This is a genomic window from Burkholderia sp. BCC0405 (assembly GCF_902833075.1).
Classification (GTDB): domain Bacteria; phylum Pseudomonadota; class Gammaproteobacteria; order Burkholderiales; family Burkholderiaceae; genus Burkholderia.
In genome coordinates, this window is the sequence record NZ_CADFEO010000002.1 from 22,783 (window position 1) to 40,116 (window position 17,334).

Sequence of the window (17,334 nt, forward strand, 5' to 3'; positions counted from 1 at the left end):
CAGCCATGAGCGAAACGCAGAATATCAAGACTCGGCGCGAAGGTGGCATCTTGATCATCACGATCGACCGTCCCGAGGCGCGGAACGCGTTCGATCTGGCCACGGCGCATCAGATGCAGGTCGCCATGGACATGCTGGATGCGGACGACAACCTGTTCGTGGGGATCATCACTGGCGCGAGCGATACCTTCTGCGCGGGTGCCGACCTGAAGGCGCTGGCGCGGGGCGAGCGGCCGGCCACGCCGGAGCGAGGTGGTTTCGGCATGTTCCGCAGGCCGTCCATCAAGCCACTGATCGCGGCTGTGGAGGGGTATGCCGTCGGCGGCGGGCTGGAGCTGTGCCTGAGCTGCGACCTCATCGTTGCGGCATCCAGTGCGAAGCTGGGTCTTCCGGAGGTGCGTAATGGTTCCGTCGCCATTGGCGGCGGCCTGTTTCGCCTGCCGCGTCGCATGCCGCACCATCTGGCGATGGAGTTGGCGTTGACCGGTGATATCCGCGAGGCTGTGTATTTTCACCAGCAGGGGGTGGTCAACCAACTGTCCTCTCCGGGGTGCGCACTGCAGGACGCCTTGGCGCTGGCACAGCGCTTGGTGGAGAACTCGCCATTGGCCTTGGCTGCGAGCAAGGCCGTCGTGCAGGCTGCGAACGAACAAAACGAGGCGGGGATGTGGGAAGGTCAGGGGGCCCTGGTTGCCAAGGCATTCCAGTCAGAGGACCGCCAGGAAGGCCTGCGGGCATTTGCCGAAAAACGCAAACCGGTCTGGCGAGGTCGGTAGCGCTCCCGGTCATGGTGGCGTCACGTTGTTGACAAGTTATCGGAAATGCGGCGCCAATTTTCTGGCTGTGGCGCGCGGTGGGCCAGCATGGCGCGGTCCTCGACAGATCAGTCCTTCGACGCGTAGGAGGCCGTAACTGGCAATTCAATGCAGGTTCGAATTTTTGAGTAAATAAGGAATACGAATACATTGTGTTCACGATTTCCCAATCCTCAACAACTTGACTAATTCGATGGCGGACATGCCGATCAAATTAGAAAGCCTGCACACGGAGACGTTACACCATGAATCATCTTGAAGCTGCGCACCATGGAGGCGGCGCTGGACGCTCGGTCATTAGCATCACACTTGTCTGTTTCGCCGTGTCCATGATCGATGGATTCGACAACCTCGTGCTGTCGTTCGTTGCGCCGCTGCTGGCGAAATCGCTGGAGATCGACCATGCATCGCTCGGACGGGTGTTTGGTGCGGGATTTGTCGGCACTGTGCTGGGTTCGCTGATCATTGGGCCGCTTGCCGATCGTTTCGGTCGCAGGAAGATGCTGGTATTGGCATTGATCGTGACAGGAGGCTTCACGATGGCCTGCGCATTCGCGAATTCAGCAGGCACACTCGCAGCGTTGAGGTTTCTCGGCGGCCTCGGCATGGGCGGCGCGATTCCACCTATCGCAGCAATCACAGCCGAAAGCGCTTCGTCGGAACGACGCTCGTCGCTCGTCATCCTTATGTTCATAGGCTACCCGCTTGGTGCGGTCGTAGGCGGCGCGATCACGGCGGCGTTGATGATGAAATTCGGTTGGCCGTTCGTGTTCCTCATGGGCGGAGCGTGCGCACTCGCGGCAATCATTCCGGTGCTGCTGGTCATTCCGGGCGAGGCAACGACCAACTCGGTCATGCAGGCAAGCAATGGTTTCATGAGCGACATGATGGCTCGGTTCGTCGGTGACCTGTTTGCCGAGGGGCGCTTCGCGGCGACAATTGCGCTCTGGTTCGGCGTGCTTGCCAGCATGATCCTGTCGAGCTTCCTGGCGAGTTTCATACCTACTATCCTCAACCTGAACGGAGTAGCCCCCGATCGGGCCGCATTAGGCGTGGTCGTGTTCAATGTGGGTGCGATCACGGGAGCATTGCTGATTTCGCTGATCGTGAGGCGAGGCGCGCCGTTTGTTGCCGTAGCCGTGGCGTTTGTTGCCGGCGCCGCGATGGTCTTCACGCTCGGCCGGGTGATCGGCGCGGGCAACGCGGCGTTTGGTTTGCTGTTCGTGATGGGTGCGTGCATTGTCGGCGGTCAGTTGACCTTTCCGGCCATTGCTAGTTGCCTCTATCCCGCCGGCGTGCGTACTGTAGGTGTTGGCTGGACGGCGGCCATCGGGCGTACCGGGTCGAGCATCGGGCCCGTGGTCGGCGGCGTCCTGCTCGCGCAGAACTGGTCGCTCGGTCGCCTGTTTCTGGCTGCAGCGATGCTGGCATTGCTTGCGGCGCTCGGCATTGCGTTCGCCAATCTCTGGCGTCCACGCGGCGAAGGCATGCCGCGCCACAAACCTTTCTCGAAGTTGATGATGACCGGACAGAGGTGAGCGATGGCAAGCACTGAGACGCATGCAATACTATATTAGCATTCCTTACGATATGAAATCGATGGCAATTCGAACCAGACCAGGAAAATGCTGGCGGCGTTGGTCTGCCTTCCACAAGCGACGTTCGTCGCTGCGGCGGAGATTGTTGACAGCAAGGCGGAAATGGTCCGTGAAGTCGACGGCGGGGTGCAACACATTCGCTGAAACCCCCAGCCTTAGTAGCGATTGATTTACGGCTGAACGAGCCTAGCTATGTAACGGTGCGGAACATCACGAGGGGCGAAGAAAACGCCGTTGGCGACGGTGAAGCCGGAAGATCTCCGCGTCGCCGTCGTGCTGCGGCTGAAGACGTGAAGGTTGTCGAGCCATTGAACCGGGCGTCCGGTATGAACGTGCCGGATGCCAAGGTGCTGTAACGGAGGGATGAGATGAAAATTCTGGAAATCGTGAAACACGACACACGGCCGTCAAGGCCGCTATGTACAACACGGTCGCCGCCATGTTGGTGACTCTTACGGAAGTGGACATTCACGTGCTGATTGCCGGGCTCAACACCGGTGAAGTGGCCGATGCTGCTCCTTCGAGGATGTTGGTTGCCGACGCGCTGAAACTGGCCGAAGGCATTGTCGAAAACATCGAAGCGACGGTGTTGACGATCACGAAGAGCCACCTCCACATTCTTGCTTCGTGAATGTCCGCACGACGGTCAAAGCGAATATTTGAATCCATTTCTCAATGCTGTCGTTACGCGATCTGACACTAGGTCGATCTGCGTAGACCATCCGAATAAGTTGCCGGCCGTGTATCCAGGTTTCGCTTTCATTAATGTGGTGTTTTCATATTAAATTGTACTACAAATTTAATAAGAGATCGTGAATTAACGTTAATCGATCCATGTATTGAAGTTTCAGATTCATATTTTTCAGTTGTTATGGATATAAAAAATACATGAAAATTGGAGACGATCAATGAATGAGAAACTTTGGAAGGCAGTGGGTTTAACGGCCGCACTGTCGGTAGCAGGATTCGGGCTCGCCGCTTCGGCACGTGCGCAGAGTAGCGTGACCCTGTATGGCGTGCTCGATGCGAATATGTTGTATACGAGCAAAACGTTGAATGTCACGACTGGCGGAAATGGAGGAAAACAGTTTTCTTTGCAGGACGGCGGGTGGTCCGGTTCACGATTCGGCCTGACAGGGACGGAAGATCTCGGCGGTGGCATGCGTGCGATCTTCAAGCTCGAAAGCGGCATCAGTGTGACGAACGGCGGCTTTAATAACTCGAATGGCAATTTGTTCGGTCGGTTGGCATGGGTTGGCATTGATAGTCCTTACGGTACAGTGACGGCGGGTCTGCAATACTCGCCATTCTTCATTGCGGTGGACCATCTTGATCCCCGTGGTATGTCGGAATTCGGCAGCAACATAATCAACTACGGCGACAACGTACTGGCGACCGGTATCGCGACGCCGAACTCGATCGTCTATACGAGCCCGCGGATCGACGGTCTCAAGGTGCGCGCGCTGTACTCGTTCGGCAATGTACCCGGTTCGTTCCAGGCAGGACGTGCTTATTCCGGTAGCCTTGATTACGAGATCGGCAGTTTGACTACGGATATGGCGATCTTCGACAGCAACGGGGGGAGTCAACTGAATACGCCGATTCCGTCAACCATGCAATTTGAGGGCCGGGTCTTTGGCCTTGGGTATCACCTTGGCCCAGTGACGGTCAAGGCATCGTTCGCGAACTACAAGGTTGCTGGAGGATTCAACAGCAATGTTTACGGAGGTGGTCTCGCGTATTTCGCTGCTTCGGACGTTACGCTGAACGCGGGCGTCCAATATACAAGTGACAGGAACGACAAGAAGAACCACTCGCTGCTGGCTTCTCTTGGTGCCCAATATCTGATCTCGCGGCGGACTTCGCTCTACGCGCAGGTGGGCTTCGTGAACAATCATGGAGCCATGAATACTGGGCTCGCGATCAACGGTGCGCTGTTCCTGCCGGCCGGCAATACATTTGGCGCCGACATCGGCATACGGCATTCATTCTAAAAGCATAACAGGACTATGACTATGAACATTTTCAGGATTATCTGTGGTGTCGCAAGCGTGTTGCTGATTGCCGCAAACACGCCGGTCCTGGCGCAAGTCGGCAGCGGCGCGGCGACGAATCCGGCCTCGACTTCGTCGTCGATTGCTCCGAGCCCGGGTGTGACGCGCGCCGCGAATCGCGAGCTTTGCCGAGCAGTTCGGAAGCAACTCGTCAAGGAGCGGCGCCTCGATTTGCAGAACGTCGCAACCATTTGTCATGACGGTGTAGTTACGCTTGCCGGTACGGTGCCATTCCAGCGGGAGATCGACCTTGCCGAGAAAGTGGTGGGGCAGGTCGATGGCGTCGTGTCGGTAAAGAATGCGCTCGTGGTTCGGAGTATCGGCGATTGAGTGATTCGTGATAGACACGACCTCAGAGCGAGGCATGTCGACATTCCGCTGCACACCAGTCTGCAGCGGATATTGTCGGTCAATTCTGACCCTGCCGCCCATCACATTGGCAAATGGAAGGGGCTTTGCCGCCACGGAAACGCGATGTAATCGAAGTAAATTTGTTCGAAATGCTTAAGGTATGATGTTAGCGTTATGAAATTCGTGTAGTTATCCTTTAAATATTTGTGGTTAACACCGAGAGGGACAAGTTTTCGCTTGATTTATCAGGCGACCTGACATTAAATTGAAGCTGGTTGGTAACAACGAAAGCATTTACGGAGAGTAAATATGAGTTACGAAGGTCGCTGGAAAACGGTCAAAGTTACAGTCCAAGGTGGCATCGCGTGGGTTGCATTCAATCGCCCCGAGAAACGTAACGCGATGAGCCCGACACTCAACAAGGAGATGATCGATGTCCTCGAGACAATCGAGCTCGATCAGGAAGCACAAGTTCTCGTGTTGACCGGTGAAGGCGAAGCGTGGACGGCGGGCATGGATCTGAAGGAGTACTTTCGTGAAGTGGACTCGAGCCCGGACGTGGTTCAAGAACGTATTCGTCGTGACGCGAGCCGCTGGCAGTGGCAGTTGTTGCGCATGTATTCGAAACCGACCATCGCGATGGTCAACGGCTGGTGCTTCGGCGGCGGCTTTTCGCCGCTCGTTGCGTGCGATCTCGCTATCACGGCAGACGAAGCCGTGTTCGGTCTTTCGGAGATCAACTGGGGCATTCCCCCAGGCAACCTCGTCAGCAAGGCCATGGCTGATACGGTAGGGCACCGTGAGGCGCTCTACTACATCATGACTGGCGATACGTTCACGGGGCAGCAGGCCGCGAAGATGGGGCTCGTCAACAAGAGCGTGCCGCGTGCGCAACTGCGTGAGGAAACGCAGGCGCTGGCTGCGAAACTGCTCGACAAGAACCCCGTCGTGCTGCGCAATGCCAAGCATGGCTTCAAGCGGTGCCGGGAACTCACGTGGGAGCAGAACGAAGACTACCTCTATGCGAAGCTCGATCAGGCGACCCACCGCGATCGCGAAGGGGGCCGGGAAAAGGGCCTCAAGCAGTTTCTCGACGAAAAAAGCATCAAGCCGGGCCTGCAGGCCTACAAGCGCTGAGCTTCGAGTCGCAATTTCTTTGGAGGAGTCGGGTGTGCATGAAGTCAGCCTGTTGATCGACGGCGTGGCGCGAGCGGCGTCAAACGGCAAAATATTCGAGCGCATCAATCCGGCAACGAGTGCCGTGGCGACGCGTGCGGCAGCTGCCACAATCGAGGACGCGGATGAAGCAGTCGCCGCCGCGGCGCGCGCATTTCCCGCATGGGCTGCGTTGGGACCCACCGAGCGCCGCATGCGCCTGCTCGCGGCAGCCGATTGCATGGATGCCCGGACGGCCGATTTCATCGCCATCGGTGCGGCGGAAACAGGCGCGATGGCGAACTGGTACGGCTTTAACGTCATGCTCGCGGCCGACATGCTGCGCGAGGCAGCGGCGATGACGACTCAAATCGATGGCGCCGTGATTCCGTCGGACGTTCCGGGCAAGCTTGCGATGGCCGTGCGCCAACCGTGCGGCGTAGTCCTCGGCATGGCGCCATGGAATGCTCCGGTAATTCTCGCGACGCGCGCGCTCGCGATGCCGCTCGCGTGCGGCAATACGGTCGTGCTGAAGGCATCTGAAGGATGTCCAGGTGTGCACGCGTTGATTGGCAAAGTGCTCGACGATGCGGGTCTAGGTGAGGGTGTCGTCAACGTTCTGACCCATGCCCCCGAGGATGCGCCCGCCATTGTCGAGCGACTCATTGCGAACCCGCTCGTCAGGCGTGTGAACTTCACAGGCTCGACGCGCGTGGGTCGTATCGTGGCGGAAATCTCGGCGCGGCACCTCACACCAGCGTTGTTGGAACTGGGCGGCAAGGCCCCCGTGCTCGTGCTCGACGACGCAGATCTCGATGCCGCGGTGGCAGGCATCGCGTTCGGCGCGTTCTTCAATCAGGGACAGATCTGTATGTCGACGGAGCGCGTGATCGTCGATCGAAAAGTGGCTGATGAATTCATCGAAAAGCTCATCGCGAAGGCGCGCACGCTGAAGGCGGGCAATCCGACGCAGCCGGGATCGGTTCTCGGGACATTGGAAAGCGAAGTATCTGCACGGCGCATTCAGGCGCTTGTGGAAGATGCCCGCGAGAAGGGCGCGAGGCTGCCGCTGGGCTGCGAGGTGAACGGCGCAATCATGCAACCGGTCATCGTGGAGAACGTCTGTCGCGACATGAAGCTCTATGCCGACGAATCGTTCGGTCCCGTCGTGACAGTGCAGCGCGTGGACGGTGACGAAGAGGCCGTGGCAGTAGCAAACGACAGCGAGTTTGGGCTGTCGGCCGCTGTGTTCAGCCGCGACATCGCACGTGCGTTGAACGTGGCTAAACGTATCGAGTCGGGCATATGCCACATTAATGGACCCACCGTACATGACGAGGCACAGATGCCGTTTGGAGGTGTCAAGTCGAGCGGATATGGTCGTTTCGGAAGCAAGGCGTCGATTGCCGAATTTACCGATTTGCGCTGGATTACGGTGAATACTGCGCCCGCACACTATCCAATCTGACATCGGCTGCGTGCCGCACGCCCATCACGGTCGAGCGGAAGCGTGGGGAAATCACGCCGCTATTCCACGCGTGAGGCGGGGCAGCGGCTCGACAAGGAGACAGGTTTTGGAATTGCACCAAAGCCAACCTAAGGACGGCATGCCGGGTTTCAGGCACGTTACTATCGGCTCCGTCACACCGCGTATCGAGCAGCGCGGGGAATGCTGGTACATCGAAGCACGGGAACCGCTCGGCAGGTACCCCGAGCGGATCACGGACCGCCTCGAAAGCGGTGCGCGTGAATATCCTGACCGCTGGTTAATAGTGCGACGCGAGGCGAGCGGTGCCTGGCGGGCGATTACGTATGAACAGATGGCCGAGCAGGCGCGGGCCGTCGGTCAGGCTTTGCTCGATCGTGGGCTCAGCGCGGAGCGACCGTTGGTCGTCCTGTCCGGAAACAGTATCGAGCACATCCAGATGGCGCTGGGTGCGATGTGGGCAGGTATTCCCTACGCGCCCGTCTCCCCGGCCTATTCGCTCAGTTCCAGCGACTACGGGAAGCTGCGCCATGTGCTGGACCTGCTTACGCCGGGGCTTGTCTTTGCCGACGATATTTCTGCCTACACATCCGCGCTCGATGCAGTCCTGCCTGCGGGTGTCGAGCGTGTAAGCGCCGTGCCCGTGGCCGGCCAGCGTGTCACGCTGTTGCCAATGCTGCTGGACACCGCGCCGCGCAACGTCGATGCCGTACGGTCTCGCGTGAATGGCGACACCATTGCCAAATTTCTATTCACTTCCGGCTCCACGAATCTGCCGAAGGCGGTGCCTACGACACATCGCATGTTGAGCGCCAATCAGCAGATGCTCCTTGAAACGTTCCCTGAGTTCGGTAACGAGCCACCGGTGCTTGTCGATTGGCTGCCATGGAATCACACCTTCGGCGGGAGTCACAACGTCGGAATCGCACTGTATAACGGGGGAACGCTCTATATCGACGATGGCAAGCCCGTTGCAGGAAAATTCGATGAGACCTTGCGTAACCTGCGCGAGGTCGCACCGACGATTTACTTCAATGTTCCAAAAGGATGGGAAGAGCTGACTGTCGCACTCGAAGCCGATGCCGCGTTACGGGAACGCTTCTTTTCGCGTGTGAAAGTGTATTTCTTCGCGGGGGCGGGACTTTCTCAGGCAGCGTGGGAGCGCCTCGAGAAAGTGACGCAAGAACACTGCGGAGAACGAATACGCATCATGGCGGGGCTCGGCATGACGGAGACCGCGCCGTCGTGTTTGTTCACGACGGGGCCAGTATCGGGCGCCGGGTACATTGGGTTGCCCGCACCCGGATGCCTGGCCAAGCTGGTGCCCGTGGACGGCAAGCTCGAAGTGCGGTTTCGGGGTCCGCACGTCATGCAAGGCTACTGGCGAGCAACGGCCGCCGCCGCGGCCAATGTTTTCGATGAGGAGGGCTACTACCGTACAGGAGACGCCGTTCGGTTCGTCGATCCTGAGCAACCGGGACTCGGGCTTGTCTTTGATGGCCGTATAGCCGAAGACTTCAAACTTGCCTCTGGAACCTTCGTCAGCGTCGGACCCATGCGCGCTCGCATCATCACCGAGGGGGCGCCTTACGTGCAGGACGTCGTAATCGCCGGCATGAATCGCGACGAAGTGGGCGTCATGATATTCCCGCAGCCGGATGCTTGCCGGATGCTTGCTGCGTTGCCCCCAGGGGCGAGTGCGCAAGCGGTGTTGAGTGCTCCGGCCGTGCATGCCTTCTTCGAGGGCCTCGTCGCACGCCTTAATGAAACGGCGACGGGCAGTGCGTCCTTCATCGCGCGCTTGTGTCTCCTCGCGGTACCGCCGTCACTCGATCTAGGTGAAGTGACCGACAAGGGTTCCATCAACCAGCGCGCGGTGCTGCGGCATCGTGTGGAAATCGTTGAAGCCATGTACGCGGCGGGCGCAAGCGACATCGGCGTAATCCGAGCGCAGCGGGAATCGAGAAAGGATCAACTGAAATGACTTTGATGTACCAGGCTCCGCTTCGCGATATGCGCTTTGTGATTGACGAGTGGATCGACGCAGCATCGTGGTGGCTGGAGGTTCCCGATTGGGCAGACCTTGACCAAGCCGCTGCGCAACAGGTGCTCGAGGAGTCAGCGCGCTTCGTCGAGGAGCGCATCGCGCCATTGAATGCGTTGGCGGATCTAGAGGGGTGCCGGTTCGAAGCGGGCAAGGTCAGTATGCCTGCAGGCTTTCGGGAATCGTATGCCGCCTACGTGGAAGCCGGTTGGCCCACGCTCTCGCTCGACACGGAATGCGGTGGGCAGGGGCTGCCTCAACTTCTGGACGTTGCTTTGCAGGAAATGCTCGCAGGCGCCAATCATGCGTGGTTAATGTCGCCGGGGCTCACGCATGGGGCAGTGGCCTGTCTTCAGGCGCACGGCAGTGAGCGTATCAAGCGCGAACTGCTGCCGCAGGTGGCGAGCGGAGCTTGGCTGACCACGATGTGTATCACCGAGCCTCAGGCAGGAAGCGATCTCGCCCTGATCCGGACGCGTGCAACACCTGCGCCGCAGGACGACGGCTACTTCGTAGATGGCAGCAAGATTTTCATCAGCGGTGGCGCGCACGATCTCACGGAAAATATCGTTCACCTCATACTTGCCCGTTTGCCTGACGCTGCCCCGGGGACGAAAGGGCTGTCGCTCTTTGTCGTTCCTGCGTGGCTGGAGAGCGAGAGAGGTGAGCGCGAGCGCAATGGGGTGTACTGCGAAGGCATCGAGAAAAAATTGGGACTAAAAGGTAGTCCGACTTGTTCGATGCGTTTTGAGCGCGCGCTTGGTTGGCTTGTCGGCGAACCTGGCCGAGGGCTGGCATGCCTCTTCGTGATGATGAACGCTGCGCGTCTGCAGGTGGCGATGCAGGGGTTGGGGCATGCGCATACCGCATGGCAACGCGCTCATACCTATGCGCTAGAACGCGTACAGATGCGGGCAGTGAGTATGCCACCCGACGTACCGGACGAACCCGGCCGTGCGGCGCCCATTGCCTGGCATCCTGCAATACGTCGCGCGCTCATGGAGCTGCGCGCCATCGCCGAGGGCGAACGAGCGATTGGCTATTGGACCGCGCATTGGCTTGATGTCGCGGCGCGCCATTCCGACTCTCTCGCTCGGGAGGAGGCGGGGCAACTCGCGTCACTGCTCACGCCAGTGGCGAAGGCGTTCTTCACGGCAAACGGTTTTGCGGCGGCTTCGAACGCGCTTCAGGTATTCGGCGGTTACGGTTACATACATGAATACGGCATCGAACAGACGCTGCGCGACAGTCGTGTCGCGATGATTTATGAGGGAACCAACGAAATCCAGGCAATCGATTTGCTGGTGCGGAAAGTGTTGCCCGATATCTCGGCGGGCCTCGGTGTCTTGCTTCGGCATATTCGGGCAGAGGCTCAGCTATGCGATGCCGGAGAGGTACAGGTGCGCGCTGTCGGTCAGCGACTGACGGAGCTGGTCGATGACGTCGAGCGTGCGACATACGCCATCAAGGAGCATCAGGCAGCCGATCCGGAAGCCGCATATCGCGTCGCCGATGATTATCTGGCGATGCTCGGCTGGATGTTGCTCTCCTTTGCATGGGCGCGCACGCTTCGCATTTCGACGAGTGTTGATAGCGGCGATCCCTTTTATGCGGAGAAGTGCGAGACGGCACATTTCTTCTTTGACTATCCACTTGCTGCGTTTGCTTATCGCCGTGCTCTCGTAGAAGCGGGATGGTCGGCGCGATTGCCGCACATCGCCAGTTAGGACTTATGGACACGATGCAAAGGATGCGCCTGGAGGCTGCCATCATCGCAAATGCTGATGACGCGTCTGTCTGGCGATGGTTCTCGTGCCTATTGGAGGAGCGCCGCATTCGCTGGCGTTTCCAATTCGGCAATTGGCACGTGAGCGTCGACCGCGTGCGCGTGGCGAGAGAAACCACCTTTGATTGTGCGATACGGGAGGCCAAGGCGGTGGCAGACGCGCGATGCGTATCGAAAAAGCGCAAACAGTCGGGTGACGCCGCTATCCCATGACCGCGCGACTGGAAAGCGAATGTGGCTACTTATCGATGGTCGAGGGCCGTGACTTTGTCAATAGCGTCCTGACGATGATTGAAGCCAGTTCCGCAAGATCAACCGGCGACCCGTGCGGGTATGACCTGACCCATCATATCGATCGCAGGTCGTAATGTTGCGTGCTGGCCCATCAATCGCTCGTCAGCCAGTTCGGCATGACGGCCTCGATGAGCCGGCGCGGCAACTGCTACGATCACGCGCCGATTGAATCGCTGTGGGGAGCGCTCAAGGGTAAGCGGCTCGGCGCGACCAGTTCCATGTTCGCGCGCGCATGAGGCATGATGTGAGAGCTTGGGGAGTTCCGTGAGGATCACGTGAGATCGTGCCCACGATCTATCTGGATCTATGAAGCAGTCAGGCAGTGCCATGCGAGCTGACCGACGTCAGCTTGTCGACCACATTCCAAGGCAGCAGTTCGTCGACGCGGGTGATGACGTGATCAGCGATGTGGGTCAGGACGTATTCCAGATAGGCGCGCGGGTTGATGCCATTGAGTTTGCACGTCCCAATCAAGCTGTACATCGCGGCAGCTCGCCCGCCCCCGCTGTCGGAACCAGCGAACAGGAAGTTCTTTCTCCCGAGGCTCACGCAACGCAGGGCGTTTTCTGCCAACGCGTTGCTGATCTCGGCTTGCCCATCCTCGCAGAACAGCGTCAGCGCAGTCCAGTGATTCAGCGAGTACTGGATCGCGCCGGCCAGCTCCGACTTGCGCGACAGCGTCGCGAGCTTGGCCCGGATTCTCGCTTCGAAGGCGTCCAGCAGCGGCTTGCTTTTCTCACGCCGCACGCGCTGTCGTTCATCGGGCAGCTCAGCAGACAGGCCGCGAATCTTCACGCGCCGCTTGCCGATCTCCACCTCGATCTCGCACACGGGCGTCGACAATCGGTACGCTGCTTGTCGCCTTCGACGTCGCGTTTCCCGTAGGCTGCGGCGCTGGCAGCATCAACACCGAATCGATCACGTCAACGCTCAGCAACTCCGTGCCTGTCATGGCCGACGGCGCAGCTTCGAGTCCCGGCAGTTCCAGCTTGCCTTCCCGATATTGCTTGCGCCACCCGAACACGACGTTGGCGTTGATGTCGTGCCGCCGCGCGACGATCGACACCGACATGCCTGGTTCCAACGTTTCCCTGATCACTTGCTGTTTGAATTCCCGCGCATACGTGCGATGGGCCGGGCGCGCTGCATTCGGCATAGCTGACCGTCTCCGTCAATCTAAACGCGACTATCGTGCGCCAGCAAAATCAGCATCGGGAAACGGTCGGGCCGAGTCGCTTACTGCGAAGTAAAGTTGGACCTTTCCCGGGTACGTTTCGATCAGGAAAGCTCACGCTCACCGAACACCTGATCGAACTGACGGGTCCGTTTGACCTCGTCACCATGCAGATACGTCGATGTGGTCGAAATCGACGCGTGCCGCAGATTGTCTGCGCACCATGATCAGCTCGGCCCCGCGCGCGAGCGCGTGCGATGCACCAGCGGCACCGAGTCCGGCAATCGTTGTCCACCAGCGGCGCCGGCGCGGAATGGGCACGGTCAGATCGGCCAGCGTGCGGATGCCGTGCGCCTGCAGGGCCGCCACTACGCGCGGCGGCAACTATGGATGGATGGCGTCGGCGACATGCGGTTCCGGCGCCGACAGGTTGTGCAACATCTCGATCGTGCACGCGATGGTGTCGACCGACGCTGCGGACCGCTCGCCGAATACGTCCGCCACGTTGTCTCGATGCCGGCTGCTCGCATACGCGATCAGCGCGCGCCGGATGCGGCCGAGCACGCCGCGCGTCGAGGCCCGGGCACCTTACGCTCGCCCAGATGGCGCGCGACGGCCGCGTGCGCATCGAGCCCGGCATACCACGCGCGCAGCGCAGCAAGTTCGGCGTCATCAGGAAAGGGGACGGGTTCGGTCTCGCGCAATTTCATACTCGCCAGTTTAGGCTGCCTTTGCACATGGACTGGTAATATCAGTTATCGGTCCGGTACTGACTAGGACAGCGTCGACGCCGACGTTTTCGATCGCCACACTTTCACAAAGTCACGGTTTTACTTCTCGTCATTAACAAGATCGATCTTTAGTTCGCCTTCGCGGAAAGTAAAGTTCGATACAGGAGTCGGCCGGCTCACTGAATCACGGGGCTTTCATTGGGGCACGATGTCTCAACTTTACTTCGTGGGACGGCTGACGAAAACCGGTAACATCGCCTCTGGCTTCGCTTGATCCGTTAATAAGCCTTGCGCATAGAGGCGGCGCCACGCCCACACCTGATTGGCATTGATGCCGTTCTCGCGAGCAACACGGGCGACCGACGCGCCGGCCTCGAAAGTCAGCGCGACGATGGTCCGCTTCCATTCCGTTGGATGTCGGCAAGTTTGCCGTTTCGACGGGATATCGACTGTCTGAGTCACTCTGTCCACAACTCCTATCGTGGACACGACCGGTCATTCGTGTCCTTCGGCGAACATCATGGCATTGGTCATCGAACGCTCCTAGACGGTACTGGTTTCGCGCTTACCGATCAACCGCAGTTGCGCGAGCGTGATGTTGCCTGGTGTGAGGGTAATCATTCGATAAACCTGTCGTGATGCGAAGGGCGCGCCGCGCGATACTCAATCCGCTATCGCGGCGGTGACGCTGAATTCGACCAGCAGCTCCGGCAGGCCGAGCGTCGCCTGCACAGTGCAGCGCGCCGGCAGATGATCGGGATCGACCCACTGCTGCCAGGCGGAATTCATGCGATCGAAATCGTTCATGTCCTTCAGGTAGATAGTCACCGACAGCAGGTGTTGCTTGTCGCTTCCCGCCTGTTCCAGCAGCGCGTCGATTCGATTGAATGCTTCGTGGCACTGCTCCTCGATCGAGCGCGCCTGAGCTTGCCCGGATGAGGTTTGGCCGGTCAGGAACAGTAGCTTGCCGAAGCGCACGGTCTTGCTCATGCGTGCATTTCCGGGTGTTCTCACGATGGAGGCGTCATTCATTTCGGAACCCATTCGGTTGGTTCTGCTGCATTTTCATCGGGGATGAAGGAGACCGCCAGATCGCCCAGGCTTACGGGTTTGATCGGTGGCCGGATGCTGTAGTAGCCGGTTTCTTCCATGCGTTGGCCGGTTTGCTCCGTGAGTAGTTCCGAGACGGTCAAGCCGCAGAGTCGCCCCTGACATGGCCCCATCCCGCAGCGGGAAAATGACTTGGTCTGGTTGGGGCCGATGCAGCCGAGGCGAGCCATGTCACGAATCTGCCCCGCCGTGACTTCCTCACAGCGACAGACGATCGTCTCATCCGCCGGGCGCCGGAACTTGTCGCTCGGACGATAGAGCGTGTCGAGGAACGGGCGAACGCGAAGGTGCTGGCGTCGCTGGCGGTCGAGAGGTTCCGCCTGGGTTCGCAACGATTCGGCGTCCAGGATACTCAGGCGATGCGCGACAGCGAGCGCCGTGCGCTCACCGTCGATTCGGGCAGCGATCGCCCCGCCGATCCCGGCACCGTCGCCTGCCGTGAAGACGTTCGGTACGGACGTTTCTCCCCAGGCATCGGTGCGCGGGTGCCAGCAGAGTTGTGTGTCGTCCCAGTCGTGCGCGCAGTTGATCGAGCGAGTCAGTTGCACGTTCGGCACCACGCCTTGATGAAGCAGCACGAGGCCTGCCGCGATCGTGGCCGATTGGCTAGCCGATCGATAGCGTATGCGCTCGGCGCGTTCGTTACCCTCGACCTCGAATTCCTCGACATGACGAACATGAGTGACACCCGCTTGCTTGATGGTGCGCAGCAACTTTAAGCCTTTCAGCAGATAGTCGGGGCTGCGCAGCGCGGCAGGCAGATGCGGAAGCGCGCGGCGGAAAGCATCGGCAGGCGTGGTTTCCAGTATTGCCGTGGGCGCGCGACCGGCTCGGATCAGTTGCCAGGCGAACAGATAAAGCAGGGGGCCGCTACCGGCCAGCACCGTCGGCACGTCGGGAAACAGACCCGCCGATTTGACGAGCGTTTGCGCGGCACCCACGCCCATGACCCCCGGCAAGGTCCACCCTGGTACAGGGAAGGGACGCTCGTACGCACCGTTGGCGATGACGAGCGTTTTCGCATGGATTTGGCCGCTCGCCGTCGCGCCGCCGCGGCGCGTGAAGCTGATGTCCAGCGTCCGACTCACTTGCCACACGATCGTGTCGGGCCAGTACGACACCGAGGACGCGCTGAAGCGTTGCTCCAGCGCCGCGCCATCAGTGTAGTCGGCACCAAGTCGCCCCGGGTCGGGCAAGGGTGAGTGCCCGACGTTGCGATAGATCTGTCCGCCCGGCAGCGGGTTTTCGTCGATTACCAGCACGCTCAGGCCGAGCGCGTCGGCGCGCAATGCACAGGCCATGCCGGCGGGGCCGGCGCCGACCACGACCAGGTCGAAGGTTCGGATCGTCATTGAATGTCCCTCGCGCCGTTCATGAAACTCACTCGCATGCCTGGCCTGACCTTGACCATGCAGGATTGCTGATTGGGCAGATCGTCGATCCGCACGAGACAGTCGAAGCACACGCCCATCATGCAGAACGGCGCACGCGGCGCGTCGCCGACTGGAGTTCGCCGAAAGCTTTGGACGCCGGCATGCAGCAACGCGGCGGCGACCGTCAGCGAGTCGGGCACATCGACTGGCCTGCCGTCGATCTCGATGCGGATCAGCCTCGGTGTGCTGCCTTCGAGGGGGCTAAACATGGAACCGCCTGGCATGGAAGTAATCGAGGATAGGAGGACGCTGGCCGCCCAGCAGCCACGGCACCAGCCGCTCGCAATGGGCGGCGGCCAGCGTGACGCCGCTATGGCAGGTGGCGAGGAAGGCGCCGGGGCACGTCGGCGATTCCTCGTATATCGGCATGCTGTCCGGCGTCATCACGCGCAACGCGCCCCAAGCGCGAACCACGTTCACGCTGTGCATCAACGGGAATGGTTTGACGGCTTTGCGGGCGATGTGCGCGACGATGTCGGCGCTTACGCCGGCGTCCATGCCCACGTCTTCTGCGGATTCACCGAGCAGCACGGAGCCTTCGGCGGTTTGCCGTACCGAAAGCGTTGGGTAGTGGAGGAACGGGCGGACTCGCTCAGTCACCAAGATCTGGCCGCGCAAGGGCACGACGGGTGCGTCGAGCCCGACCATCGGCGCGAGGTCGCGATTGCCGAGGCCGGCGCACAGGACGATCCTGGCGCTGCGGAACGTTGCCGTCCCTGTGTCGAGACGATACCCGCCAGTGGAGCCGTCGATCGTGGCGACCGTTGCATTCGGCACGTAGATGCCGCCCGCCCGTTCGAACGCCGCGAACAGCGCGCGGAGCGTGTAGAGCGGGCTGACATGGCCGTCGTTCGCGGAGTAGACGGCGCCGACGACGTCGTCGGCGATCTCGGGCACGAGCGCCTTCAACTGGCGGTGGTCGAGCACTTCGTAGCCGAGCCGGGCATCCTGGCGATAGAGATAGTCGACGTTTTCGATGCTGGCCGAGAGCGACTCCTCGGTCAGAGCGATGTTCAACCCACCGGGTTTCGAATAGCCGAGGCTCAGGCCGGAAGCGGCTTCGAGTTCCTCGGCGAAGGCGGGCCACAAGTGCGACGACTCGAGCGACCAGCGTCCGTAGTCGGGCTGCTTGCGGCCCTTGCCAGAAACCCAGATCAGCCCGAAGTTGCCGCGGGCGGCCCGAAAGCTCGAGTCCTCGCCATCAAGCACCACGACACGCTGGCCGCGTTTTGCCAGCCCGTAGGCGATCGCCATGCCGACCAGGCCGCCACCGACGACGGCGAAATCAAAAGTGTTGTTCATT

Annotated in this window: 17 protein-coding genes and 3 pseudogenes; 12 read left to right on the forward strand and 8 right to left on the reverse strand. The window is 60.2% G+C overall.

The annotated features are described in order from the left end of the window. Positions 1–5: 5 nt before the first annotated feature. From HWX36_RS03155 to HWX36_RS03200, 12 genes and pseudogenes are all read left to right on the forward strand, one after another. Positions 6–776, forward strand: a complete 771-nt coding sequence (locus HWX36_RS03155; protein WP_175950848.1) for a crotonase/enoyl-CoA hydratase family protein — start codon at positions 6–8, stop codon at positions 774–776. A 284-nt stretch (positions 777–1,060) separates the two neighbouring features. Further along, positions 1,061–2,353 carry an MFS transporter gene (locus HWX36_RS03160; RefSeq protein WP_175950849.1) on the forward strand — a complete coding sequence of 431 codons (1,293 nt, stop codon included), beginning with the start codon at positions 1,061–1,063 and terminating at the stop codon, positions 2,351–2,353. Positions 2,354–2,410: 57 nt separating this feature from the next. Then, positions 2,411–2,769, forward strand: a pseudogene (locus HWX36_RS37000) (electron transfer flavoprotein subunit beta/FixA family protein); the annotation flags it as partial. Positions 2,770–2,831: 62 nt separating this feature from the next. Further along, positions 2,832–3,044, forward strand: a complete 213-nt coding sequence (locus HWX36_RS03165) for a hypothetical protein (protein WP_175950850.1) — start codon at positions 2,832–2,834, stop codon at positions 3,042–3,044. 277 nt (positions 3,045–3,321) lie between these two features. Then, complete coding sequence (locus HWX36_RS03170; protein WP_175950851.1) at positions 3,322–4,407, forward strand: porin; 1,086 nt, start codon at positions 3,322–3,324, stop codon at positions 4,405–4,407. 21 nt (positions 4,408–4,428) lie between these two features. Next, complete coding sequence (locus HWX36_RS03175; RefSeq protein ID WP_175950852.1) at positions 4,429–4,797, forward strand: BON domain-containing protein; 369 nt, start codon at positions 4,429–4,431, stop codon at positions 4,795–4,797. A gap of 330 nt (positions 4,798–5,127) precedes the next feature. Next, positions 5,128–5,955, forward strand: coding sequence for a p-hydroxycinnamoyl CoA hydratase/lyase (locus tag HWX36_RS03180; RefSeq protein ID WP_174945151.1), 828 nt, complete (start codon positions 5,128–5,130; stop codon positions 5,953–5,955). A 34-nt stretch (positions 5,956–5,989) separates the two neighbouring features. Then, complete coding sequence (locus HWX36_RS03185; protein WP_175950853.1) at positions 5,990–7,441, forward strand: aldehyde dehydrogenase; 1,452 nt, start codon at positions 5,990–5,992, stop codon at positions 7,439–7,441. A 139-nt stretch (positions 7,442–7,580) separates the two neighbouring features. Further along, the gene (locus tag HWX36_RS03190) at positions 7,581–9,443 is read left to right on the forward strand and encodes a feruloyl-CoA synthase (protein ID WP_175951163.1); all 1,863 of its coding nucleotides are present in this window, start codon (positions 7,581–7,583) and stop codon (positions 9,441–9,443) included. Then, on the forward strand, positions 9,440–11,230 hold the full coding sequence (locus tag HWX36_RS03195; RefSeq protein ID WP_175950854.1) for an acyl-CoA dehydrogenase family protein: 1,791 nt from the start codon (positions 9,440–9,442) through the stop codon (positions 11,228–11,230). Before HWX36_RS03190 ends, HWX36_RS03195 begins: the two co-directional genes overlap by 4 nt. A gap of 5 nt (positions 11,231–11,235) precedes the next feature. Continuing rightward, the gene (locus HWX36_RS36810; protein ID WP_208457790.1) at positions 11,236–11,502 is read left to right on the forward strand and encodes a hypothetical protein; all 267 of its coding nucleotides are present in this window, start codon (positions 11,236–11,238) and stop codon (positions 11,500–11,502) included. A 161-nt stretch (positions 11,503–11,663) separates the two neighbouring features. Next, on the forward strand, positions 11,664–11,819 hold the full coding sequence (locus tag HWX36_RS03200) for a hypothetical protein (protein WP_175950855.1): 156 nt from the start codon (positions 11,664–11,666) through the stop codon (positions 11,817–11,819). 79 nt (positions 11,820–11,898) lie between these two features. Here the strand turns inward: HWX36_RS03200 and HWX36_RS03205 are convergent. The 8 genes and pseudogenes from HWX36_RS03205 to HWX36_RS03240 form a co-directional block, all read right to left on the reverse strand. Continuing rightward, positions 11,899–12,375, reverse strand: a pseudogene (locus HWX36_RS03205) (transposase); the annotation flags it as partial. Beyond that, on the reverse strand, positions 12,353–12,739 hold the full coding sequence (locus HWX36_RS37570; protein WP_279613374.1) for a transposase: 387 nt from the start codon (positions 12,737–12,739) through the stop codon (positions 12,353–12,355). The pseudogene HWX36_RS03205 and the gene HWX36_RS37570, both read right to left, overlap by 23 nt. Positions 12,740–13,015: 276 nt before the next feature. Further along, positions 13,016–13,467 (reverse strand): annotated as a pseudogene (locus tag HWX36_RS03215) (phage integrase family protein); the annotation flags it as partial. A 240-nt stretch (positions 13,468–13,707) separates the two neighbouring features. Next, entirely contained in the window at positions 13,708–13,950 is a 243-nt protein-coding gene (locus tag HWX36_RS03220; protein WP_244136318.1) for a transposase, read from the reverse strand. A 201-nt stretch (positions 13,951–14,151) separates the two neighbouring features. After that, positions 14,152–14,478: a RidA family protein gene (locus HWX36_RS03225; RefSeq protein WP_244136319.1), complete on the reverse strand. Its 327-nt coding sequence runs from the start codon at positions 14,476–14,478 to the stop codon at positions 14,152–14,154. 38 nt (positions 14,479–14,516) lie between these two features. After that, positions 14,517–15,950 carry an NAD(P)/FAD-dependent oxidoreductase gene (locus tag HWX36_RS03230; protein WP_175950857.1) on the reverse strand — a complete coding sequence of 478 codons (1,434 nt, stop codon included), beginning with the start codon at positions 15,948–15,950 and terminating at the stop codon, positions 14,517–14,519. Continuing rightward, on the reverse strand, positions 15,947–16,264 hold the full coding sequence (locus tag HWX36_RS03235) for a (2Fe-2S)-binding protein (protein ID WP_244136324.1): 318 nt from the start codon (positions 16,262–16,264) through the stop codon (positions 15,947–15,949). Before HWX36_RS03235 ends, HWX36_RS03230 begins: the two co-directional genes overlap by 4 nt. After that, on the reverse strand, positions 16,233–17,333 hold the full coding sequence (locus HWX36_RS03240) for an FAD-dependent oxidoreductase (RefSeq protein WP_175950859.1): 1,101 nt from the start codon (positions 17,331–17,333) through the stop codon (positions 16,233–16,235). Before HWX36_RS03240 ends, HWX36_RS03235 begins: the two co-directional genes overlap by 32 nt. Between the last annotated feature and the right edge of the window lies 1 nt (position 17,334).

Bases quoted from the DNA above. Each gene is read 5' to 3' on its own strand.
- HWX36_RS03155 (WP_175950848.1), top strand. From the start codon at position 6: ATGAGCGAAACGCAGAATATCAAGACTCGGCGCGAAGGTGGCATCTTG.
- HWX36_RS03160 (WP_175950849.1), top strand. From the start codon at position 1,061: ATGAATCATCTTGAAGCTGCGCACCATGGAGGCGGCGCTGGACGCTCG.
- HWX36_RS03165 (WP_175950850.1), top strand. From the start codon at position 2,832: ATGTACAACACGGTCGCCGCCATGTTGGTGACTCTTACGGAAGTGGAC.
- HWX36_RS03170 (WP_175950851.1), top strand. From the start codon at position 3,322: ATGAATGAGAAACTTTGGAAGGCAGTGGGTTTAACGGCCGCACTGTCG.
- HWX36_RS03175 (WP_175950852.1), top strand. From the start codon at position 4,429: ATGAACATTTTCAGGATTATCTGTGGTGTCGCAAGCGTGTTGCTGATT.
- HWX36_RS03180 (WP_174945151.1), top strand. From the start codon at position 5,128: ATGAGTTACGAAGGTCGCTGGAAAACGGTCAAAGTTACAGTCCAAGGT.
- HWX36_RS03190 (WP_175951163.1), top strand. From the start codon at position 7,581: ATGCCGGGTTTCAGGCACGTTACTATCGGCTCCGTCACACCGCGTATC.
- HWX36_RS03195 (WP_175950854.1), top strand. From the start codon at position 9,440: ATGACTTTGATGTACCAGGCTCCGCTTCGCGATATGCGCTTTGTGATT.
- HWX36_RS36810 (WP_208457790.1), top strand. From the start codon at position 11,236: ATGGACACGATGCAAAGGATGCGCCTGGAGGCTGCCATCATCGCAAAT.
- HWX36_RS37570 (WP_279613374.1), bottom strand. From the start codon at position 12,739: ATGCCGAATGCAGCGCGCCCGGCCCATCGCACGTATGCGCGGGAATTC.
- HWX36_RS03225 (WP_244136319.1), bottom strand. From the start codon at position 14,478: ATGAGCAAGACCGTGCGCTTCGGCAAGCTACTGTTCCTGACCGGCCAA.
- HWX36_RS03230 (WP_175950857.1), bottom strand. From the start codon at position 15,950: ATGACGATCCGAACCTTCGACCTGGTCGTGGTCGGCGCCGGCCCCGCC.
- HWX36_RS03240 (WP_175950859.1), bottom strand. From the start codon at position 17,333: ATGAACAACACTTTTGATTTCGCCGTCGTCGGTGGCGGCCTGGTCGGC.